Origin of the sequence: Pseudomonas sp. 2FG, assembly GCF_005502935.1 — a bacterium.
Taxonomy (GTDB): Bacteria; Pseudomonadota; Gammaproteobacteria; order Pseudomonadales; family Pseudomonadaceae; genus Aquipseudomonas.
The window spans coordinates 45,928-67,063 of the sequence record NZ_SCMP01000012.1 but is presented as its reverse complement, the minus strand read 5'-3'; the positions used below and the strand labels follow the sequence as shown (position 1 = coordinate 67,063).

The 21,136-nt window shown below is 55.0% G+C and carries 20 protein-coding genes and 1 pseudogene; 12 read left to right on the top strand and 9 right to left on the bottom strand.

Translation table 11 applies throughout. The features are described from left to right. Positions 1 to 115: 115 nt before the first annotated feature. Entirely contained in the window at positions 116 to 625 is a 510-nt protein-coding gene (locus tag FFS13_RS13650) for a GrpB family protein (protein ID WP_137819628.1), read from the bottom strand. Between the two features lie 273 nt (positions 626 to 898). Between FFS13_RS13650 and FFS13_RS13645 the strand changes: the two genes are divergently transcribed. The 3 genes and pseudogenes from FFS13_RS13645 to FFS13_RS20140 all read left to right on the top strand — a co-directional run. After that, positions 899 to 1,375 (top strand): NUDIX hydrolase, encoded by a 477-nt coding sequence (locus tag FFS13_RS13645; RefSeq protein ID WP_137819627.1) that lies wholly within the window; start codon positions 899 to 901, stop codon positions 1,373 to 1,375. 949 nt (positions 1,376 to 2,324) lie between these two features. Beyond that, positions 2,325 to 3,743, top strand: coding sequence for a site-specific integrase (locus FFS13_RS13640; RefSeq protein ID WP_137819626.1), 1,419 nt, complete (start codon positions 2,325 to 2,327; stop codon positions 3,741 to 3,743). 29 nt (positions 3,744 to 3,772) lie between these two features. Then, positions 3,773 to 4,150: pseudogene (locus FFS13_RS20140) on the top strand (site-specific integrase); the annotation flags it as partial. A 373-nt stretch (positions 4,151 to 4,523) separates the two neighbouring features. Here FFS13_RS20140 and FFS13_RS13625 read toward each other — a convergent pair. The 4 genes from FFS13_RS13625 to FFS13_RS13610 are packed head-to-tail and all read right to left on the bottom strand — an operon-like array spanning position 4,524 to position 10,768. Further along, positions 4,524 to 6,254 (bottom strand): response regulator receiver domain, encoded by a 1,731-nt coding sequence (locus FFS13_RS13625; RefSeq protein ID WP_137819625.1) that lies wholly within the window; start codon positions 6,252 to 6,254, stop codon positions 4,524 to 4,526. Between the two features lie 2 nt (positions 6,255 to 6,256). Beyond that, positions 6,257 to 9,238, bottom strand: a complete 2,982-nt coding sequence (locus tag FFS13_RS13620; RefSeq protein ID WP_137819624.1) for an ATP-binding protein — start codon at positions 9,236 to 9,238, stop codon at positions 6,257 to 6,259. Between the two features lie 16 nt (positions 9,239 to 9,254). After that, positions 9,255 to 9,716 carry a very short patch repair endonuclease gene (locus FFS13_RS13615; protein WP_256657895.1) on the bottom strand — a complete coding sequence of 154 codons (462 nt, stop codon included), beginning with the start codon at positions 9,714 to 9,716 and terminating at the stop codon, positions 9,255 to 9,257. Further along, positions 9,713 to 10,768 (bottom strand): DNA cytosine methyltransferase, encoded by a 1,056-nt coding sequence (locus tag FFS13_RS13610; protein WP_137819623.1) that lies wholly within the window; start codon positions 10,766 to 10,768, stop codon positions 9,713 to 9,715. The genes FFS13_RS13615 and FFS13_RS13610 overlap by 4 nt, the downstream gene beginning before the upstream one ends. Positions 10,769 to 11,179: 411 nt before the next feature. Between FFS13_RS13610 and FFS13_RS13605 the strand changes: the two genes are divergently transcribed. From FFS13_RS13605 to FFS13_RS13580, 6 genes are all read left to right on the top strand, one after another. Next, a complete protein-coding gene (locus FFS13_RS13605) occupies positions 11,180 to 11,509 on the top strand; it encodes a hypothetical protein (protein ID WP_137819622.1) in 330 nt (109 codons plus the stop codon). Positions 11,510 to 11,601: 92 nt separating this feature from the next. Next, entirely contained in the window at positions 11,602 to 12,570 is a 969-nt protein-coding gene (locus FFS13_RS13600) for a DUF932 domain-containing protein (protein ID WP_137819621.1), read from the top strand. 78 nt (positions 12,571 to 12,648) lie between these two features. Then, the gene (locus FFS13_RS13595) at positions 12,649 to 13,650 is read left to right on the top strand and encodes a YqaJ viral recombinase family protein (protein ID WP_137819620.1); all 1,002 of its coding nucleotides are present in this window, start codon (positions 12,649 to 12,651) and stop codon (positions 13,648 to 13,650) included. 84 nt (positions 13,651 to 13,734) lie between these two features. Beyond that, a complete protein-coding gene (locus FFS13_RS13590; RefSeq protein WP_137819619.1) occupies positions 13,735 to 14,643 on the top strand; it encodes a hydrolase or metal-binding protein in 909 nt (302 codons plus the stop codon). Next, complete coding sequence (locus FFS13_RS13585; protein ID WP_137819618.1) at positions 14,640 to 14,846, top strand: hypothetical protein; 207 nt, start codon at positions 14,640 to 14,642, stop codon at positions 14,844 to 14,846. The genes FFS13_RS13590 and FFS13_RS13585 overlap by 4 nt, the downstream gene beginning before the upstream one ends. Positions 14,847 to 14,940: 94 nt before the next feature. Continuing rightward, positions 14,941 to 15,285 carry a hypothetical protein gene (locus tag FFS13_RS13580; protein WP_137819617.1) on the top strand — a complete coding sequence of 115 codons (345 nt, stop codon included), beginning with the start codon at positions 14,941 to 14,943 and terminating at the stop codon, positions 15,283 to 15,285. Here the strand turns inward: FFS13_RS13580 and FFS13_RS13575 are convergent, their stop codons facing one another. Continuing rightward, complete coding sequence (locus FFS13_RS13575; protein ID WP_137819616.1) at positions 15,286 to 15,633, bottom strand: helix-turn-helix domain-containing protein; 348 nt, start codon at positions 15,631 to 15,633, stop codon at positions 15,286 to 15,288. 167 nt (positions 15,634 to 15,800) lie between these two features. Between FFS13_RS13575 and FFS13_RS13570 the strand changes: the two genes are divergently transcribed. The 3 genes from FFS13_RS13570 (at position 15,801) to FFS13_RS13560 (ending at position 17,123) form a co-directional block, all read left to right on the top strand. Then, complete coding sequence (locus FFS13_RS13570; protein ID WP_137819615.1) at positions 15,801 to 16,136, top strand: hypothetical protein; 336 nt, start codon at positions 15,801 to 15,803, stop codon at positions 16,134 to 16,136. Between the two features lie 24 nt (positions 16,137 to 16,160). Next, positions 16,161 to 16,673, top strand: a complete 513-nt coding sequence (locus FFS13_RS13565; RefSeq protein ID WP_137819614.1) for a hypothetical protein — start codon at positions 16,161 to 16,163, stop codon at positions 16,671 to 16,673. Positions 16,674 to 16,928: 255 nt separating this feature from the next. Next, positions 16,929 to 17,123: a hypothetical protein gene (locus FFS13_RS13560; protein ID WP_137819613.1), complete on the top strand. Its 195-nt coding sequence runs from the start codon at positions 16,929 to 16,931 to the stop codon at positions 17,121 to 17,123. Between the two features lie 98 nt (positions 17,124 to 17,221). Here the strand turns inward: FFS13_RS13560 and FFS13_RS13555 are convergent, their stop codons facing one another. From FFS13_RS13555 to FFS13_RS13545, 3 genes are read right to left on the bottom strand one after another with little or no spacing between them, the layout of a single operon-like run. Next, entirely contained in the window at positions 17,222 to 19,225 is a 2,004-nt protein-coding gene (locus tag FFS13_RS13555; protein ID WP_137819612.1) for a hypothetical protein, read from the bottom strand. After that, the gene (locus tag FFS13_RS13550) at positions 19,222 to 19,776 is read right to left on the bottom strand and encodes a hypothetical protein (RefSeq protein WP_137819611.1); all 555 of its coding nucleotides are present in this window, start codon (positions 19,774 to 19,776) and stop codon (positions 19,222 to 19,224) included. The genes FFS13_RS13555 and FFS13_RS13550 overlap by 4 nt, the downstream gene beginning before the upstream one ends. After that, the gene (locus tag FFS13_RS13545; protein ID WP_171006485.1) at positions 19,766 to 21,040 is read right to left on the bottom strand and encodes a dsDNA nuclease domain-containing protein; all 1,275 of its coding nucleotides are present in this window, start codon (positions 21,038 to 21,040) and stop codon (positions 19,766 to 19,768) included. Before FFS13_RS13545 ends, FFS13_RS13550 begins: the two co-directional genes overlap by 11 nt. Positions 21,041 to 21,136 lie beyond the last annotated feature (96 nt).

The window sequence follows — 21,136 nt, the reverse complement described above, 5'->3', positions numbered from 1 at the left end:
TCTAACGACAGCGTTCGGATCAAGTCAGTCCTTGGGAGTCTTCGGATTTGTGGGTTGACTGTGAACCTTTGGCGTTCAATCAACGATCCAAAACCACCGCCAATGCGACTCCATCTCAGGGGCTTGATGTCGATTCCGCCATAACCTCATCAATGAAAGGGGCCTTACGAGCGAGGTATTCGCCGATGCCGCCGGTATTGCTTGTTTCCAGTTCAAGTTTCAACTCTTGATAACGCTGGCGGATTGCTGGGTCTCTCCTAAGCCGCTCACGAAAGCGCAGCATTCTTCCGATCTGACTGTGGCCGGTGATGCAGATGTGGATCTTATGTGTTCGCACGCCATCAACATCTCGACGATAAAAATGGTGTCCTTCCGACAGATCGCTTCCGCGTACGTAACCGAGTCCACCCATGACATTTTGGCGAGAGGGTTCGTTTAGGTGCTCTGAAACCTCGACTAATATGTCGATCTCTGGTTTGGCTGCGAGTCCTGGAACGGCAGTGCTTCCGACATGGTGGATGCCGATAAGCTCAGCGCCAAATGCTATGGCGATCTGCTGCTTGGCAGCAAGGAAGCGTGCCGGCCAACTACTGTCATAGGGCAAGATTTTGCTAGTTAGCGCCATGGTGCTTGCTCCATGTACCGTTGGCTTGGCATCGGAGATGCAGATGTTGTGCGTCCGCGCTACAGGTGCTTCGAGGCAACCTTTATGCGAAGTGGAATGTTAGCGCCTCCCACACGCGGCTGCTACGTGCGCAGGGAGGCCGGGCACTTGGCTGAGCTTTGGCTCTTTTAGCAGTCTATTGCCGGACGCAGCCTTTTAAGGCGAGACGCTTCCTAACGGCAGGCAAAGGTCGTGATGATATGATGCCGCCCCGTTTCCTCTCGGATATATAAAGTGCGCGAGCGAAGGTCATCAAGACTACTGATTATTAGTGCCTCTGAAAAAGTGCTTCTTTTCAAGTTCAGCCATAGAAATGGAGCGCTAGCGGGTGAGGAATACTGGGCAACGCCTGGTGGGGGACTCGAAGATGGAGAAACATTTCAATGCGCTGCGATACGTGAGCTGCGCGAAGAAACAGGCATAACTGTCTCCTCAGTAGGCGAGCCTATAGCAGATCGAGAGTTCGCGATGCGTTTGCCTTCCGGTGAAATGGTGATGTCCATCGAACGGTATTTCATAGTGCGAGCGGGCAGTCAAAAAGTATCCCGCTTGGAATGGACACCACACGAAAACGAGGTAATGGCCGATTATCGCTGGTGGTCTATCTGTGCGCTGAAAGCAACGAGGGAAACAGTTTGGCCAGAATCACTTATAGAAATGCTTGAAAAAGCAGGAGTTAGAGAAAAAGCGACTCTTGATCCTGCGAGATAAGGAATAGTCTGTTTCTGGCTGGTTGCGGCCAGAGGCGAGCGGCAGCTATGGGTCGGTTGCTGCCCTTCAGTGCCTGGCTGACGCACTCCCCCTGAGTGGCACCCGCTGACACTGATCAACTGCAAACAGCTGGTCAGCGTGAATGCAAATGACTGGTCAGTTGGTGTGCAAACGGGTGGTCAAGTTAGTGCAATTACGCAAGCTGGTACTGGGGTAACCCAAGACCTGTGAGAGGCACCTAGAATCGCCCCAACCTGTACTATCAATAGCCGAACCGGAAGCCCGGCAATCAGATAGAGGCAGGCTGACAAAACCGGGTACGCAAATTCACGCAATTCAGCCATCCCCTGCCAGAGCAAGGACCACAGGGGAGACTTGCCATATAACGTCTACCCCATCCAACTCAAGGGCGAATCCCAAGAAGATGCACAGGCCCGCCGCCATGGCTGGCGATTTACCCTGGCGGAGCTGAGGCGCTTGTTGCACGACATAGACTCGTAGCTGGGTGGGGATTACCGCTGTAAGCCAGAAGCACTTAGCACACCCAATAGATTCCCGAGAAAGGAATGAGCAGCTTCTGACCGCAGATCTGAACAATCAGGAGTAGCTGCGCCAGCCAATCTCAATTCACTACCAATTCACTACCAAAAACACCAAACCCCAGAAACAACAAAGCCCGGTCGTTGCCGAACCGGGCTAAGTCATTGAAAAATATGGTCGGGACGGAGTGATTCGAACACTCGACCCCTAGCACCCCATGCGCTTATTTCATGGATTCCCATAGACTCTCACGGACGCCAATGGAACACCTACATCCTAGTAAATACGAGGCTTTCAGGCTATTTTAGCCTCCAACACGATCCACCAGCGTCTACCGACAGCCAAGCGATTCGGTGGGGCAAAAGTGGGGGCAAAATTCTGATGACCCAGACGATGCAAGGGGTAGGAAGTGGCGAAGCTAACCGCAAAGCAACTGGAAGCGCTCACCTCTGCCGATGACGGCAAAACACTGCGTGAGGATGGTGGAATTGTTGCCAAAGTCCGAGCGGGTGTTCGTGGTGTCACGGTGCAATTTCGCTATGAGTTCAAGTTGGACGGGATCAAGCGCGACCAACGACTAGGCACCTGGCCCAAGAAATCGCTGGCCCAGATACGTGCCGAACGTGACGAAGTGAAGGCAACCGCATCCAAAGGCATCGATCCAACCGCAGCTCGAAAAGCCGCCAAGATCGAGGCTCAAGCCGCCATCGCCGCCACCATTGCCGAAGCCGAACGCCAGGCGGTAGAAAACAAGACAGTGTCCGACCTATTCGAAGAGTGGCTGCAAGACGGCGTATCGCGCCAAGATGGCAATGCCGAACTGCGCCGCAGCTTCACCAAGGACGTCCTGCCTCACATCGGCAAGAAGCCTCTGCGCAACCTGACCGAGAAAGACCTGTTGGCGGTCCTTCGCTCTGTCAAATCCCGTGGACTGAACCGCGCTATGGTCATCCGCAGCAAAGACATCGGCCAGATGCTGCGCTGGGCTGAAAAGCGCAAGCCATGGCGCACCCTGATGGCCGACGGAAACCCAGCCGACCTGGTAGACGTGAAGAAACTGCTCGACCACGACTACCAAGAACAGCGCGACCGCCTGCTCTCCCCTGACGAAATCCGCGAATTGCGCGACATATTCGCCCGCTTGGAGAGCGACTATGACGCCCTGCCCGCCGGCCAGAAATACTCCGGCATCCGTCCGGTCAACCCGCGCGTACAGTGCGCCGTGTGGATCTGCCTGAGCACCCTCTGTCGCATCGGCGAACTGCTCAAAGCCGAGTGGCGCCATGTGGACCTGGACAAAGGCACCTGGTTTATCCCGGCTGAAGCGACCAAGGGGCATAAGGGCAAGCGCCAGGACCACCACGTTTTCCTCTCACCGTTCGCGCTGGCGCAATTCAAACGGCTGCACGCAGAAACCGGGCACACAGCCTTCTGTTTCCCTGGCAAGGACGAGCGCAGCCACGTCGACACCAAGACCGTGAGCAAACTTATAGGCGATCGACAGTGCTGCTTCAAAAATCGCAGCAAGCCCCTAACTGGCCGCCATCATGACGACTCGCTTGTACTGGGCAAAGGCGCAAAGGGAGAGTGGACACCGCACGATCTACGTCGCACTGGCGCGACGATGATGCAGGAGCTGGGTGTCACCCTGGAGATCATCGACCGCTGCCAGAACCACCTACTGGGCGGTTCCAAGGTGCGCCGGCACTATCTGCACCACGACTATGCAAAAGAGAAAACCGAAGCCTGGAGGCTATTGGGTGAGCGCGTCGAGGCGATCCTGAATTCCAGTAACGTCGTGCCACTGCTTCTAGAGGTCAGAAGGTGACGGACAACCGTCTCAAGCAGATAAATGGAAAATCCACTTGGTGCTATCCGAATACGGACGACTCAGGCCCTGTTTGCTCCAAGACCGTTACTAAACAGCTCGGCGATCGCCAGCAGGAACCTGGCAAAGGGATCATGAGCAACAGAAGCGCCAAAGCGCAGGCCCTGCTGCTCCTGGGCGGTAAATGGACGCCATACGACCTACGCAGGACTGGCGCCACAATGATGACGGCACTAGGAGTACTACCCGAAATTGCCGAGCGATACCTTAACCACACCGAAGAAAATAAGGTTAAGTGCATTTACCAAAGACACAGCTATTCCCGAGAGACGGCTGAATCTTGGCATGTTCTTGGACAACATTTAGCGTCTCTGACCGTTGTCGATAGGACAGAAAACACACTGTAGTACTAATCGAAAATGTGCAGATTAGAGTCGTGTTAGAACCACTGCATCTATGGCAGGCATAGATCAGCTTGTTCAGGAAAACCTCGACTGGGTCGAATCGATGGAAAACAGTGCCTTGCAGCAAAGAGGCTCGAGTCAGTAGGATTGAGTTAAAAGAGCGTAATAACCCCTACTCCAATACCGCTGGTGGATCGCCAGCGGCGAAGCCGCACCTAAGATGGGCCAGACCAGCCCAGACTACGATGCAGCCAACCGAAACTTGACCCGTCAAAACGCGGGATAGCGATCAGCAAGGAGGTGACTAGGCGATGGTATGCCCGCAGAAGGATATAAAAATAAGGGGACCCTACACAGATAGGGTCCCCTTTCAAATTTAGCCAAAGTCAAAACGCCCTTTACCAGCCAAACGCAGATACTCAGAATCAACTATCCCGATTCGCATCCAAACATTGGCAAGACTTGCCATTTCACTCGCCGCTCGGCTGTAACGAATTTCGCCAAGCCATGTAAATTCCTTAGACAGTTCTCCTGCAGAGTTAAAAACAAAGTTAACTCCATCACCCTCGAAGGCTTTTTTAATGCCTCTCACACGCTGCGTTTCCTGGTCAGCTGAAAATAAGAAAGTAAGAACACTAGGATATTTTTTATCAAAATACAGACCAACTGAACGACCGTCGTCCTCCTTCACCACCAAGTTGTATGGCTTGGTACACTCCCTACCCTCCAGAAAAACAAAAGGCCTGGGCTCTTCTATTCGCAAAGCATCACAAGCCGGTGTAAAGCACATCAAATATCGAGTATTTTCCCCATCCAAGAATCTGAGCACCGTTCCAGTTGTTAAAGATGGTCTCCAACTTGGATTAAGTAGAGATGTCGAGGAACCAAAAGCCTCCCTACGAAACGCAACCAAACGAGAGAACTCATTTTCAGCAATACGTGCATGAGCCTGCCCTCCTGCCAAAACTTCAGAGACCTTATTCCTTGAAAACTCAGAAAACTCTATTTTTCTTCCCGCACCATCCGTAAATTCTCTATCCCCGACACCTGAACATAAGAGCTCATTAACAAACGCTTTATTAATATCTATATTCTGATTCGCTCCATTCACTTTACCTTTATATTGAGTCGGAGAAAATTCTGTTTCCTTCACATCAAGCCATTTAGATATCGACTCTCGCTCCAGATAATCATCAGCAACACTGTCAAGGCCAAGAGCGTTGTCACACTCTGCAACAAGGAGCTCTCGCATTAACTCTGCAACATCCCCCGGAGGATTCGTAATCAACCTATTAGCAATATAAGCGGAATCAAGGGAGCTACTAAATCGGGTTAGCATATGATGAGTGTTTTTTCTGATGGCACCAATTGCGGCCAAAGCAAAGGCGGGAATTAACCCATCCGCAAGATGAGAGAACAAGTCAATAAGCCTGCCAGGCAACACATCAGCTTTAGTTTCGTCTTTGTTCGCAAGAGCAATCAAGCAGTGACTGCTTTTTGAACAAAAAGGAAAGTGCGCAATCCCATCAGCATCCTCAAAAACAACGCCATTGATTGCGAGCTGCTCCTTAGCCTGATCCAAAATGGCTTTATCAAGCGGCTCCCCTGTATAAATACAGATTAATCGCATCCTTCCATTTTCACTTGAATCAGACTCTGCAATTTCCCTCAAGAGCTGAAGCGTCAAAGAAGAGTTTTTTGGGCGCAAATACCAATCAATAACGACGACATCGGCAGACTTAGCAGCACAAACAACTCGATACTTTATTCGGTTAATCTCAGTATCTTTATCTTCAGGCAATACGAATGCGCAAGCAACCCCTTGCTCAGCAAAGGTATCTGATACTTTTCTGATATCCAGAAAATTTAATCCAACATCCACTTTACCTTCAGGCGCGGGAGAAATTAGAGGACCAACAGCATCACCGAGACCCGAATCTTCCGCCGGGAATGCGGTGAGCTCTTGCTCATGCGCCCCTTTCAAATCCACCCACGGTTCATTATCAATGACCACAGCAGTTTTAATAAAACTCCTAACAGCTCGCTGCATGTGGTAGAGCCAGCTTTCTTGTGGAGTTTGAGCTACTACTTGCTGAGAACTACTCATTCTTACTCCCCTTGCTCATCCATGGGCGAAATCCGAAATTGCGGACTCACATCCAGCCCAGCTTTAACCAGTTCGATATCGAACCCTTCGCGCCGCAATGTTTCTCGGCTAATCGCCAGCCCCATGCCCCGGCCACCAGGCTTCTGGGTTTCACCGAAGTCGAATATGCGATTGCGCATCCTCTCCTCTATTCCTGGGCCGCTATTCGATATCAGGAATCCTTTATCATCGGCGTCAAAAATTATTTTCTTTTCATCTTCAGCACGACTGTTAAGCCAGTAAATGGCGTTATCCACAATATTAATGAATGCGCCCAGCAGAGCTGATGACTTACACCTCACGATCAAACCTCGGAAGGCATATGTCGGTTCCAGCTTTATAGACGACGACTCAAGTGGTTCATTGAACACCCTACGCAGAACGTTAAGAATCTCATCGCCCGATACTTCAATAGTGGACCTATGCATTCTTCGGCCAAGGGGATCGAGCACCTTCAAATAGCCATCAAGGTGTTCAATATGCTCACGTAGCTTTATATTTATGGAGGCAAGGGGAGGATTTCTATCTGCCCAAGGTTTCAATTCAGCCATGGCCGCACGAATACCTCGAGCTGCGCTCTCGAACTCATGTTGAAGAATACCGACGGACATTCCCATTTGAGCAAAATCAGAATAGAACTCTATCTGCTCTTCAAGGATCTGGTTTCGGGACTCCAGAGCGGAAAATCGATCATCCATTGTCTCCCGACTCCTCACCCCTTCAGCTAGCTCAATCATCTGCCGCTTGAAAGAATCGAAAAGCTCAGCCTCTCGCTGACGCAGCTCGGCAATCCGCTGTTCGATTTCATGCCTAACATGATCAAGCTCTTCCGGCTTCTCTGCCGAACGCTTAGTGAATTCAGCAACAAGCGCTTCGATATCGGCACGAAGTTTGGAAAACTCTTCTTGAAGTACCTCCCTCAGAGACTTCTGCATCTCGTCAGACGCTTGAGAGGTCTCACGACGCAGACCTATAAGTTCTTTAACTGTAGAGTCGCGCTCACGCTCGATATCCTGTAGCGCCACCGCCCGACGTTCAACATCTCCGATTCGCCCTTCAGTTGCTTGACGCAGCTCATCATCAATCCGCTGACGGAGTGGCTCTAGCACCGAGCCCCGTATCTGAGCAGACATCTGCTCATAAACAGGCCATTGTTTTTTCAAACTCCCGTTAAGTGCTAATCCACGAGGCAACAGAATTATCGTTGTATTAAAGAGCGTCTTGAATTGCTGCCGCACATCCAATTCAAGCAATCGAATTCGTGATGCAAAATCCCCGAGGTCAAGCTCCGTAACAAAGCACTCTAGCTTTTCCTCCAGATGCGCAGAGATTCTCTCCGACTCCGACTCAAAAAAACCACTCTCATATCGCGAGGAAAACTGCTCCAACTCAGCCTCAAGAACACCTCTACGGGCATCAGCCTTTTTCTTCTGCTTCTTTAGCAGTTCGGCCTGGAGGGCATACGTCTCTTTCCCCTCCCAATAGTCATCTCCTTGAGGAGACGTTCTTCGGAAAAACTCAAGAGCCAATTGTTGGAAGAAATTTATCAATATGGCACGAAAGTCACGATAAGCCTGATTCTCTCGAAATCCCTCTCGCCCGGCTTTTTCAGTTAACGCACCATTTTCAGCGTGAGAAATAGATACGTAGCCAAAGCCTCGTCTGTACGAAAAAAACCAGTCTTGGGCTGATTTTGTCCTACGCTTTTCTATCTCAAGGAAATCATAATCAGAATTTCCATAGGGCAATATCCTTATCCCATCCCTATAGATATAAACACCGCCAAGCCTATTGGTTTTTTCAATTATTGATGTCCAATCACTTGAGGACAAACCTGTTTCTTTTTGATCACCCTGAACATATCCATAACGGAAAGAAAACTTCCCACATCGGGTTTGTCGCCCCTTACCATCAGCCCAGTTGCAAACAAATGGCCTTGGCTTTCCGTAAATCGTAACTGTGCCAACAAACTGACCGAATTCATTAAAATCGCCCTCAAAAAGCTGGTCAGTTGTCGTGAAGTCATCCACCGTAAAAAAACTTTTAGGTCCGATACGGCCTTCAATAGCTCCGAGGTGATGATCCCTGAACTCGGTCTTAATCACAGGCTCATCCGTAACCATACTGTTGGAGAAGCCGAGTAGATTCCGCTCCAACTTGGAGGACTCTTTGTCCGCCCCGCCGTCGATGTCATCATCCAACTCAGGTGCCACGGGTAGCACGATGAAATGTGTGCCATAGCCTTCCCCAGACAGGCTCAAGGGATTTTCTCGATCCTTATTCAGGGCCTTGTCCAGATTGTCAGGCCCTATAGCCCGGGCTCGTTCAAGATCATCATTAAGTTGCTTAAAGGCATTCGGATCGATGTCCGGTTCAAGGCTTTTCAAGTTGTTGGCGACCCGATCCACTAAACGGCCGATGTCTTCTCGGGTTGGCAACGTTCCGCCGGGGAACTCTTCAACGGGAATATCGATGGCACTGATATCCAGCCCAGGCTGCTCGAAAAGCCCCCAATGCACCAGCGCGACTACAAGATCCTGTAAGCCATCGGGACGGACGGCCCGAGTCATCAGAATGGTGATGGGGGCTATAACGGCAATGGCCAAACGACCGATACCCTTTTCCCCCATGATGACCCGTTTCGGGAGGTTCTTCGGGCCTCGCCACTCTTCCTTTTTCTCTTTCTCAATTTTTTCGCGGTTGGCATTTACCCGGGACTCAGTACCCAACGTTAGCCAACGATTTTCGACGTCATCCCGGGTCATCCCATAGCCATCATCCCGAAGGACGAGCACACGGTTACGCCGGAAGAAGTCAACTTCAACCCGTTCAGCGTAGGCATCATGTGCGTTTTTGAAGAGTTCGTGGATCGCGGTGGGAATCCCCGCAATTTGTTGCCGGCCGAGCATGTCGACGGCTCTAGCTCGTACCCTGAGCTGTGTCATGAAGACTCCTAGGTCTTTAAGGAGTAGCTGGTTCTTTTTGGTTTTTTAGCAGTTCTAGCACCTGCATTACAGCGACCGCTATGCACTCCGGTGTTTCGTGTGTCCAGAAGCGGAGCACTGTCCATCCCTCATCACGGAGTGCAGCTGTTACCCGCTCATCCCGGGCTTGGTTGCTACTGAGCTTTTCAGCCCACCATTCCCCATTAGCTTTTGGAATCGTACCGTGATCCGGGCAACCATGCCAAAAACAACCGTCGATGAATACAGCGAGCTTGATACCTGGGAAAGCGATGTCGATATTGGCCCGGCCGATGGCAACTGCCCTGGGTTTGTAGTGAACCCTGTAGCGAAGGCCGGAAGAGAAGAGAATTTTGCGAATAGCCAGCTCGGGGCCGGTGTTTTTGCTGCGAACCCGCTTCATCGCCGCAGACACCATCGGGGAGGATGGTGCGGGGCGAGATGAGGCGTTGTTGGTCACACAGCCTCGGACTTACCAGACCTGAGTGCGGCCTTCAGGCTTTGGGCAATGGTACGCATCATCTCTGGCGGTACAGCGTTGCCGATTTGGGTAGCCACCTGGCTGGCGTTACCCCAGAAGATGTACTCATCCGGGAAAGATTGAAGCCGGGCAGCCTCACGCAGCGTAATGGCTCTGTTCTGAACGGGATGAGCGAAGCGGCCCCGGGTTATGTCAGTACAACCGGTGGTGAGGGTCGGCGCGACATCACCCAACTTCATCCGGCCGTAAGTATCCGAGAAGGAGCTCTTCTTTGCATTACGGTGGCAAGCGAGCTGCAGATGCGGAGGCAGTGACTCACGGCCACCACCGTCCACTGGTATGTGCCGCAGACGCTCGATGTTCAGGGGTGAGTGCTTCCGAGCGTAGTGCAGCGCATCTGCACCGGCGTCGGCCCTCCCCACGGGGGGAACAGGAAGGTTTCCGATGGTTTGGCCGACCGTCCGCTTACTCGTACGGGCTATTTTGGTCGCCTCTGCAAGGGAAACGCCTTTGGCAGCCACCAGGATCATGCGTGTGCGGCGCTGGGGAACCCCTAACTCAGCTGCGTCCACACGCATAGGCTCGGCTACGTCGTAACCCGCTACTTCCCTCAGCCAGGTGGTGAAACCACCAAAGATGTCAGTGGACGCCAGCCCAGGAACGTTCTCCAGAAAAACCAGCGAAGGGCTGAAGCGCTCGATGAACTTTTTGGACTCTTCGACCAGGTTGTTACGGGCGTCATCTTTGCTTTTGTGGCGGTTCTGGCTGCTGAATGGTTGACACGGAGCGCAGACCACCAGCAGGTCGAGTTTACCTGGGACGAGGTCAGCGAAGTCGTTGGGATCAGCCAGCCGAATGTCCTTTTGTAAAAGACGCACCTCAGGATGGTTCGCCCGATAGGTACGACAGGCCCCGGCATCAAAATCGACCGCCCCCACGACGTCAAAGCCGGCTTGCTTGAGCCCCAGGGACACTGCCCCCGAACCACAGAACAAATCCAGAGCAATCGGCTTTTTAAAGCGCTTGGCCATGAGGGAATCCCTAACGAGTATGCGTGCCTCCTACACCCAAAATCGTGACGAGTGACGGGGACGGAATATGGCGTGAATACTAGGCACAAGTGGCTGTCGCGTCTAGGTTTTTTGCGGCTTTCAGGCCTTTTCAAACGCCCCTGGGAGAGCGTTTTTCAGGCAATTTTCTACTTCAAAAACTGGTGACTGCATCAGGGCTTTTTTCTGGATAAACGTGGGGTTACGAGGGCTAAGATTGGCCGAAAGGCCCGATTTATGGAGCGCTATGGATCACTGGACAAAGACACAGGTGACTCATAATGCTAGAAGCTGGGGACGCTGTTAAGCATGAAACATACTCATCAGTGTCAACTCAAAAAAATTTCAGCCCTACATAACTGCCATGACATCACCACCAAGGAGGTTCGCCCCATGTCATTGCAGTGCCCTCGCTGTCACTCCCCCAAAGTCGCTTCCTTCCATCACGCCATGAAAGTCGGTGCGGCCATCGGCACCGTGGGCGGTGTTGCGCGTGGCGTCAGCGCTGCCCTCGCTGGTGGTCAGGCTGGCGCAGCTCTCGGCGCTATCGCCGGGCCTGTCGGCATCACCCTCGGAACCGTGTCGGGCGCCATCCTCGGCGGCCTGGCCGGCGGTGTAGGTGGCTGCGCACTCGGCGCTCAACTGGGTGATACGCTCGACCGCCACGTGCTCGCCAACAACCTCTGTCTGCTCTGCGGTCATCGCTTCAACCTGCCGGCCTGATTCCGGCACACCCATCCTTCATTTCAATCGTCCGGTCAGTGCTGCGCCTCGCGCAGCGCTTATGCCGGCCTGTACCCAAAGGAATCTCAACCATGGCTCATCTCGTCGAAACAATGGCTTACGCTGGCGCTACTCCGTGGCATGGTCTTGGCAATCAGCTCACGCAAAAACAACCCATCGAAATCTGGCAACGTGAGGCCGGCATGGACTGGCAGATCCAGGAAAGCCCCGTGCATTTCAAATCGGATGCCGTCGGCCACCTGGGCGCTATCCACTCGTTCCCTGAGCAGAAAGTACTGTTCCGCTCGGATACCAAGGCCCCGCTGTCGGTGGTCTCCAACCGCTACCACACCGTACAGCCGCGTGAGGTGCTGGAGTTCTACCGCGACCTCACCGAGGTCTCCGGCTACGAGCTGGAAACGGCCGGCGTGCTCAAAGGTGGCCGCAAGTTCTGGGCGCTGGCGCGTACCGGTCAAGGTGCTGCCCTGAAGGGCAACGACCAGGTCAACGGCTACCTGCTGCTGGCCACCTCCTGCGATGGCACCCTGGCAACAACCGCAACACCGACCACGGTGCGGGTGGTCTGCAACAACACCCTGACCATCGCCCTGGACGGCACCAGTCGGGCGATCAAGGTGCCGCACAACACCCGCTTCGATCCCAAGGCAGTGAAGAAGCAACTCGGCATCGCCGTCTCGCAATGGGACGACTTCATGTACCGCATGCGTGCACTGGCCGAACGCAAGGTGCAGTGGCATGAGGCGCTGGGCTTCTTCATGAACGTGCTGTGTGAAACCAATCCGACCGGTGCTCTACCGGAGGTGCTGCCCAACGAGCGCGCCCTGCGCAAGGTCCAGGAGCTGTACGAAGGCCGCGGTCGGGGCAGCCAACTGGACTCGGCACGCGGCACCGCCTGGGGCCTGCTCAACTCCGTGACCGAGTTCGTCGATCACGAGCGCCGTGCCCGCAGCAACGAGTACCGCATGGACTCGGCCTGGTTCGGCCAGGGCGCGCAGATCAAGCAACGCGCCCTGGACACCGCCCTGCAACTGGTCGCCTGACCACTTACCTCTTCCACCCTATGACGCCCGGTCAGCCTCGCGCTGATCGGGCGTTTTTATGCCCACAAGGTGAACGCAATGAAAGCGACTCCATTGAGCAGCAAGGGCAAGGCACGCCCGGCGCTGCGCCTGATCAGCACCAAGGAATTGCCTCGCGAAGACTGGCTCACCGTACGCAAGCAGGGCATCGGCAGCTCGGATGCAGCCGCCGCCGTTGGCCTCAATCCGTACAAGTCGCAACTGGAGTTGTGGCTAGAGAAAACCGGCCGCGACGCGGCACTGCCGAAAGCCGATCCTCAGGATGAGGAAAGCCCTGCCTACTGGGGCAACGTGTTGGAGCCCATCGTGGCCTGGCATTACAGCAAACGCACCAAGAACAAGGTCCGGCGCATCAACGCCGTGCTGCAGCATCCGCATCCCGAGTTGTCCTGGATGCTCGCCAACATCGACCGCGAGGTAATCGGGGCCGACGACGTGCAGATCCTCGAATGCAAGACCGCCGGTATAAACGGGGCACGCCTCTGGAAGGAAGGCGTACCCGAGTATGTGCAGTTGCAGGTGATGCACCAGCTCGCCGTCACCGGCAAGCAGGCGGCCGATGTAGCAGTGCTGCTCGGCGGTCAATCGCTGGAGATCCACCGCATCGAGCGAGACGAGCAAATGATCGCCCGCCTGATCGAACTGGAGCGCAAGTTCTGGACCTACGTGGAAACCGACACCCCACCACCCGCCGACGGTAGCGCGTCGGCCGAGGCGGCTTTGCGCTGTCTCTATCCGGAGGACAACGGCCAGACGCTGGACTTCAGCGGCCATGCCGGACTGGCGGCGGCGTACCTGGAGCTCAAAGCCGTGCGCCAGTCGATGGCCGAGAAGGAAACGCGCGAGGCCAAGCTAAAGCAGTTGTTGCAGCAGGCCATGGGCGAGGCCACCCGAGCGGAGTTCAGCAACGGCTATATCAGCTGGAAGAAAGCCAAGGACAGCACCGTGCTCGATGTGGATCGGATGCTCCAGGACAAGCCCTACCTGCAGGTGCGCTACACCAAGCTCAAGGAAGGCAGCCGCCGCTTCCTGATCAACTGATCCCCTCCTTCGTCACTTCCCCCTTGGTCATCCCGGCGACACCTGTTGCCCGGATGGCCTTTTTTCATTTCCAGGAGAACCACCATGCTGAAAGGTCTCGCTCTCACCCCGCCCGTACTCGGGCGCATCTCCATCGGCAAGGTCATCGAGAAGAACGGCAAGCGCCTGCCGGAGAAGGACGATCAGTTCACCATCACCTCTCAGGTGCAAGGACGGGACGGCTGGCTGCTGCATCCGCTCAACGACGAGCTGCGCCAAGCCCAAGAGGGCAAGCTGCGCAGCATCCCGATACGCCTGTTGTTTAATGAGCCGGAGCTGAATTTCCGCGCCGACTACACCCTGTTCGATCGCAACACGGGGCGCCCCCTCTGCGTCGGGAATGGCGAAACGTGCAAACGACAGGGTGAGGACGGGATCAAGACGCTGCCCTGCCCGTCGCCGGATGCCTGTCCGCTGGCTAAGGGTGGCGTCTGCAAACCCTACGGGCGGCTGAACGTGGTGATTGGCGACGACGATCCGCTCGGCAGTTTTGTCTTCCGCACCACCGGCTTCAACAGCATCCGTACCCTCGCCGCACGCTTGCAGTACCTCCAGGCCATCTCCGGCCATCGGCTGGCCTGCCTGCCCTTAGAGCTGCGTCTGCGCGGCAAGTCGACCCGGCAGAGTCACGGCACGCCGATTTTCTATGCCGACATCACAGTGCGCAGCGGCATGCGCATGGAGGAGGCCCTGCTCGCCGCCAAGGAGGTGGATGAGGCGCGCCAGGTCGCCGGTTTCGATCAGGCTGCTTTGGATAACGCAGCGCGGCAGGGACTGGGCAATGGCGCCTTCGAGGACAACGAAGAAGACAGCGGCACCATCGTCGAGGAGTTTTTCCCGCTTCCTGATCCGAAAAAAACCGAGGCGGATTCCTCGGCACCGAACAAACCCACGTTGGCGGACAAGCTGGAATCGCTGGCTACAGAAAGCCCCTCACCTGGAGTCTCACCATGACGCTGCTTCGTTTCATATTCTGCGTGTTCGTCTTCATTGGGACGATGGCCGCAGCGGGGGCGTTCATATTGGCCTTCGCATTGCTGCTGCGCTTTCCGCTCGTCCTGCTCGCAGTATTGCTGGCGTGCGGACTCTTCGTCGGTGTGCTGAGCAGGGCCGGAATCGCGAACTCGGCCGGAGCCCCGCACGACGACGGCTGGTAATGCGAAGCCGACACTGCCTGCCGCCCCCAGGTTACATCACAGCTCCCACAACCCGCCGTCACGGCGGGTTTTTCTTTCATGCGAGGAAATGCTCATGAGCAGACACTGTTTGATCTGCGACTCGATTGCCGTACTGCCCAAGGATGCTGCCTTGGGTATCGCCCTATTGATTGGAGTACTGGATGGCGTGCTGCATGGCATCCGCCAGCCTGGCATGCCCACCCCTACGACCGACTCAGGGCCAGGATCCGCGCTGGGTGAGCTGTTCGAGGCCACGCTCTGCGGCGCTGCCGGTGCACTGGCTGGCAATCAGGTTGGCCTGCTGGTAAGTCAGGACGTGGCGAAGTTCTGGTTTGGCAGCCACAACTGCCTTTGTCTGCGCTGTGGCGCCACCTTTAATGAACAACCAGAGGAGAGGTCGTCAGGTGATACAGGCTAATCAGCTGCGCTGCAGGCGCTCCGCCAGGCTCTCGACCAGTCCCATGACCAATTGCCGGTCCGCCTGATCCAAGGTCGACAACAGGTACTGGATGCGGCTGGCCTGATCCTCAGGGCGATGGCTGGCCTCGGTCAGCAGATCGGCCGTCTCGCAACCAAAAATGGAGGCCAACTCCATGAGGCGCTCGACATTGGGCATCACGACGCCGCGCTCAATGCGCGACACCGCTTCGTTGCCAACACCCAAACGCTCGGCAACTTCCTCCTGAGTCAGTCCACACCGATTGCGCTGGCGGGCAATCGCTCGGCCAACCAAACCCGCCAGATGTTTCGTATCGGTCTTCTGCATGGCCCCTCCAAGTCAACTTGGATGGTCGAGTGCCATCCTCTTGACATGAAGGGCTTCAGAGGTTGTTATCCAACCCACAAGGTTGTATTTCGTCTGCACGCGATGACTTGTTGAAAGTTTCGAGTACCTCCAGAGCCCCACACCATGCATGTCGAGACCCATAGCAAATGAAACGGATTCAATACGAAGAGCTCTCCACTTCCACCCTGACCCAACTGATCAATCGCAAGGAAACCTTCGAGGTCATTGGTCTTGGCGGTCGCCTGATGAGCGCGGTGAACATGGTGGAGAACAAGATTGAAGCGAACGGCATGACCTGCCGTGTCTACACCGCAGGACGCATCGCAACTGCGGCTTGGAGCCTCTTTGGCGGCATCACCGGGGCTGTGGGTGCGCTCTCTGCCGCCAGCATTGCTCTCCACAACATCGCGACATTCAACCCGGACTACGAGATCGAGAAATACCCGATCGATAACCGGATCGTCGTCAAATTCAAGAAGTGATTCATCCCCAATAGGTATACCAACTTGAAAATGATCAAACTGGCTTTTCTGACCACTCTAGCTGTTGTCGCCCTCCCCACCTACGCGGCCGAGTACGTCCTCGGACGTGACTACCAGCCCTGCGAAGAAAAATTCACCCTTGCTGTTTCGGGTAGCGATGTGTCCAAGCGTTGGGACTGCAGCATTCCCACCACCAAAGCCACCTACAGCGAAGTCTACACCGCCGATAACGGATCGCAGATGGTGCGCGAAATCGGTGGCAAGTTCCTGGTCGAATGCAGCCAATCGCGGGTGTGCTCGTCGGTCGGTTCTGAGACCTACGAGCGTGGCTTCTTCGCCGGCAACGGTCCGTGGGGCGAATATGTCCTGACCTACCGCTTCTACATCGACGAAGATTACAACGGCAATGCGGTGGCCTATGCCGCCGGCCGTGGTCCGAAGTTCAAAGAAGATCCGGTGGGTAACCCGTGGGCGTCGGAAAAAGGTGGTGCGCCGGTGGCTCCCGGTGGTGAAGCCTGGGATGCGGAGAACGAATGATCGGTTATGTAATTAGAGTTTTAGTACCGACTGTACATTGATAAAAATCACCTGACACCGGCCCCGCGCCGGTGTTTTTTTTATGCTGCGTCAGACTCGTCGTATGTTTGGAAACAGGGAGCTGCTACAACCTTGCATGCTGCAAAACCGCAAATCAGTAACGACAACTAGAGCTCTGACCTTAAGTCAATCACCGAGCATGACCAGTCCGAGAAACAGTTCATGTTCGCTTGCATCAACGAATAGGAGATTGCCGTGAGTGTGGTGCGCTTTATCGTTTTGCTGTTCGCCTTCATTGGCGTACTGGTCGGCTGTGCAGTGGCCGTCTTGATAGGGATCGTCATGCTGCGCTTTTTGCCAGCGCTGATCATCGCAGTATTGACCTGTACGGTGTTCTGGTGGCTTCTCAAGAAAGCAGCAGTTCTCATAAGCATTGACTCTGCTCAATGACACACAGTCAGTGATATCAACCTGCGTGGGAAATATCACTGACGAACTGCTGCTATCGCCCCATACCAGCCTCTGGACGATGTCCGTGCCCCGAAGGTTTAAAGTTCATCGTCATCATCAGGCTCCACTGGCTCTGACAACTGCTGCTCGGCCTCTGGCACGTTGTAGTACGGCACCAGCGGAGGGTTCTCACGGCTACCTGGAGCCATGTGACGAGAACGAACCCTCACACCAACGCCTTCTGGCACTGGGAACATCTCCTTGTCAATAAGGATGAACTGTGTGTCCTTTAGTTCACCAGCAGCAAGTTCGTACATTAGGCTATAGAAGGCTTGGAACAGTTCTTGATTCTCCCGTTCGCTGACGTTCTTCATAGCCGAGTCCATCACCAACAAAGACGGCAGCGCAGCGCCAGTCTGCGCCGCGAGGCGATGAAGTGCTAATGCGTAGCAGGCCTTGAAGATAGTCTTCATTCCGCCGCTGCCCATGTTTGCAAACGAAGTCACTGCAAACTCCGTTGCATCGACCGGGAAGACCTCTGGAACGAAACTCTTAGGGTCAATAGAAACCTTGAAGGTCTCATTGATACCAGGGAAGGATGAGCGGACCAAGCAGTCCAAGAACAACATCTCAAGGTCATCAAGGTTGGTGCGGTCCTTGAAAGCACTTTCTCGCTCCCGAAGCAGCCTGGCACGCAACTCGCTTTCCTGCCCCTGGAGAGAATCGGCAGTTGATAATAACTCCGCCAATCGCTCCGGCAATTTCCGGTAGGAGATTAGCGAACCGACCTGTTGCTCCAGAACCGTTGCTTCTCGCTCAAACTCAAGCGCCTGGGACAAGAATGCCGAATCGTAGTCTTTCAGCCGCTGGTCCAAACTCTGGTCGACCAACGCCTTCTCCACTTGCGCTCGCTCCAACTGCCGCGTGACGCGTTTCTCTTGCTGCTTGAGGCCCAGCAGCGTCTCTTGGAGCTCCCCAAGCCGTGATTTCAGATCAGCCTCGACAACCTCATTGCTTAAATGCTCATGAGGCTGTTGGTATTCGGGCTGCCCACAAACCGAACATAGGGAGTCTGCCCTGCCTGGCAATAATTGTGTGCAGCGAGGACATTCAGCGAAATCGACGGCGGCCAATATTGTCCGAGCCGACTTTGTTCGGCTGAAACGGACCGACAGCATTCTCAGTTCGTTGAGGTGGCGTTCAGTATCTTCCCCACGTTGCCGCACGGCCTGCTGCATGTCTTCAAGGCCTTGGAGGTCCGCGCTAAGCGCCCGGCCCCTCTGCCGCAGAATGTCGACAGCATGCCCTCCACCATCTCCCCTCTTTTCCCTCGCGGCTACTGCAGCCACGCGAACCTTATCGCGCTGAGCATTTAGCGCCTCGATGCGCGCTTCGATTTCAACAGGATTGGAGAAGCCAGACTCCTCTAGAACCTTCGTCAGCGCCTCCGCTGCGGCCTTGGCAGCCATCTTTTGCTCATGAAGAGCTTGTAGCTCAGCCTCAAGCGCAGCGACTCGCTCCTGGTGGTAGCCCAAGATAAAGCGCATCGCATCGACGCTCTTCGCCCTACGAGCCCAGTCACCCTCGAGGTCCAACCGGAAGAAGTCGCTGTCAATCTCATCCTGGTCGATGTAGCAGAAACGTATAAGGTCACGAAGACTGAGCCGCACCATGCTAGGGTCGGCGGTGCGACGCCCCTTGCGTACCTTGGGCACAGGCAAGTCGGCGAGATGGAAAATCAAGTCCGAAAGCACTTCAATTGAAGTGCCAGGCACCACAACGCCATCAGCCCTTCGCGCAGGGATGAGCACCTCTAACGAGTCGTTACCTTCCTTCCATGCTGCTACAACGTTGCTGGATTCCCGCTCCCGGTAAATTGTTAGCCTTCGGCCCTCAACTTCAAGGCTCAACACCGCCTGGGCAAACTCAAGCTGAAGAGCTGGAGTGAGATTGATCTCCGCACCCAGACAGTAGTCGACCAGCCGGGCGATACTGGACTTTCCAGCCCCAATCTTGCCCCAGAAAAAGTTGACGCGCTCGAACTCGATAGTTTCGACCGACCTGCGAAAATGCAGCTCCAGGAACTTCAGAACAATCTTCATATGGTGATTGGGTCACCCCACCTCATAGTGATAATTTCGGGGAAGGTGGCGTAGACGAAATTCTTGAGTGCCGTGCCGCTCATCGTGCCGAACGTCCTTGCGACCAACCCGGCTCGGGCCGAGAGGTATTCGAGGTCTGGGGCGTCCTCCAATGCATGGGCAGCCGAGTGCCCTACTTCTGTCAGCCACAGCTTGACTGTTCTGCCGTCTACTCTCGCATGCAACAGACCTTTCCCCACAAGCAGTGCAATCCATCGGCGGTATCGGTGGTCCCACGGACCGTACCTGAATCGGACCATCTTGGACTCAATGGTCGTGCGCTCGAAATCCTGAATGCACGCAGGAGCCGTCGGCTTACCCTTAGCAACTAGGGCACGCTCAAGGCAGTTCGGGTAACGTAAAAGGAAATCAAGCTTTGCCAGTTTGGTCACCCCCTCAACTGGCTTGTTTGTCTTTCCTGCATGGGCATTAAGCAACATCAGCAGGCGAGCCATGTGCAGGTGGTCATCTAGCTCGGTCCTGGCCAGAGCCTGAACGAGTTCAAGCGCCATCACCACCTCCCGTATCAGGGGGAACGCCCCAGGCAAACTTACAACTGCCGGATAGAAGACCGGCTACGCCTCTCAAAGTCTCGGCCCTTTCGTTCTCAACACTAGCTCTGTCGTGGCGAGTTAGTTCATCAGTGCGCTGCAAGATTCGCTGGTAAATCAGCAGCCCCCGACGACGCTCATCGACTTCTAGGGCTGCCTCAGCTTCAGCATTCTGGCACTCGACCAACATCACGCCCTCGAGCTGATTGGTAATACGCAAGGCCGCATCGGGGTCCTCATGCGCGCGCTCCATCAGGCGTCGCTCCGCAGCCATGGCCTGCAGCCATACGGAATCGAAGTAGGCTCCGACGAAGCCTGCGTTCATCTTCTGGCGAAGGACCTCCATTTGTCCGGAGGCTTTGCCCAGTCGCAGGTGGCCGCCTACCTCGGCGTAGCGAAACCCACCCGACGGGTGCTGTTTCAGGGCAATTTCGAAGTCCTCTACAGAAATGCGTTTGCCACGCACAGCTGCCTCAGGCCGACCATCCTGCTGAAGAATTGAGGCGTAGAAATCAAGGGAAGGAACGTCAAGCGAACTGGCCTTGCCGACGAGCAGTAGTAGCTCGTCGCGCAGCTTTTCAAGCCACTCAAGAGTGAATTGCTTGCAGACGGGAACACCGCCGATGACCGAGCTAAGATGCTCTCGGAAGCCCTCCAGCGGGGGGCCGACCTGGAACTCTAGCTTACGCAGTACCTTGAAGACCGTAGCAGGAGCAGTGCCCGAGGCTTTCACCAGTGCGTCAAAAGACGCCTTATAGGGCGCGGGGATACATCCTTCATCTGCAGCTATTCGGCACTCGTCACGAACTCTGAACGGACTGCTAGCCAGTTTCGTTGCAGCCTTGGCCGTCGCTCCCGGGATGTACGGCTTTGCGTTCGAAAAGAAGATGTACTGCTGAAGCTGAGACGAATACTTGGCCTCGTGCTCTGCAAATTTCCGCACGGCATCCACGAAACCTGAGTCACTGCAGGTCCAGCTAGCACCCTGGGCCGAGACAGTCTTGACCTGTATGGCGTGGAATCCACCTGTTGGAAGTTCCGCCAACAGGTCATCGTGGTGTTCACACCAAATGGCCACATACTCATTCAGCGAGGCGAGCGCACCAGCCAGTAAGACAACGCCTGCCGCCCATTGGTACATGAACAGTGCCTGCGTTTCGTCCCCACGGTCGCTCTGAAGAGTTGCACGCCCCTGAGCCTGCCCCGGCACTCCAAGTCCAGGCATAGCAGATTTCCTTCGCGCCATAGCAGCTCATGCCTCCCTGACATTTTGAGCTTGGTACATCAAGTGACTCGTCTGACAAGTCACGAACGGCAACAT

Excerpts from the sequence above, each read along its gene's own strand:
- FFS13_RS13625 (WP_137819625.1), bottom strand. The coding sequence starts at position 6,254 with ATGAGTAGTTCTCAGCAAGTAGTAGCTCAAACTCCACAAGAAAGCTGG.
- FFS13_RS13620 (WP_137819624.1), bottom strand. The coding sequence starts at position 9,238 with ATGACACAGCTCAGGGTACGAGCTAGAGCCGTCGACATGCTCGGCCGG.
- FFS13_RS13585 (WP_137819618.1), top strand. The coding sequence starts at position 14,640 with ATGACGCTGCTTCGTTTCATATTCTGCGTGTTCGTCTTCATTGGGACG.
- FFS13_RS13650 (WP_137819628.1), bottom strand. The coding sequence starts at position 625 with ATGGCGCTAACTAGCAAAATCTTGCCCTATGACAGTAGTTGGCCGGCA.
- FFS13_RS13595 (WP_137819620.1), top strand. The coding sequence starts at position 12,649 with ATGAAAGCGACTCCATTGAGCAGCAAGGGCAAGGCACGCCCGGCGCTG.
- FFS13_RS13580 (WP_137819617.1), top strand. The coding sequence starts at position 14,941 with ATGAGCAGACACTGTTTGATCTGCGACTCGATTGCCGTACTGCCCAAG.
- FFS13_RS13610 (WP_137819623.1), bottom strand. The coding sequence starts at position 10,768 with ATGGCCAAGCGCTTTAAAAAGCCGATTGCTCTGGATTTGTTCTGTGGT.
- FFS13_RS13600 (WP_137819621.1), top strand. The coding sequence starts at position 11,602 with ATGGCTCATCTCGTCGAAACAATGGCTTACGCTGGCGCTACTCCGTGG.
- FFS13_RS13570 (WP_137819615.1), top strand. The coding sequence starts at position 15,801 with ATGAAACGGATTCAATACGAAGAGCTCTCCACTTCCACCCTGACCCAA.
- FFS13_RS13545 (WP_171006485.1), bottom strand. The coding sequence starts at position 21,040 with ATGCCTGGACTTGGAGTGCCGGGGCAGGCTCAGGGGCGTGCAACTCTT.
- FFS13_RS13590 (WP_137819619.1), top strand. The coding sequence starts at position 13,735 with ATGCTGAAAGGTCTCGCTCTCACCCCGCCCGTACTCGGGCGCATCTCC.
- FFS13_RS13555 (WP_137819612.1), bottom strand. The coding sequence starts at position 19,225 with ATGAAGATTGTTCTGAAGTTCCTGGAGCTGCATTTTCGCAGGTCGGTC.
- FFS13_RS13605 (WP_137819622.1), top strand. The coding sequence starts at position 11,180 with ATGTCATTGCAGTGCCCTCGCTGTCACTCCCCCAAAGTCGCTTCCTTC.
- FFS13_RS13575 (WP_137819616.1), bottom strand. The coding sequence starts at position 15,633 with ATGCAGAAGACCGATACGAAACATCTGGCGGGTTTGGTTGGCCGAGCG.
- FFS13_RS13550 (WP_137819611.1), bottom strand. The coding sequence starts at position 19,776 with ATGGCGCTTGAACTCGTTCAGGCTCTGGCCAGGACCGAGCTAGATGAC.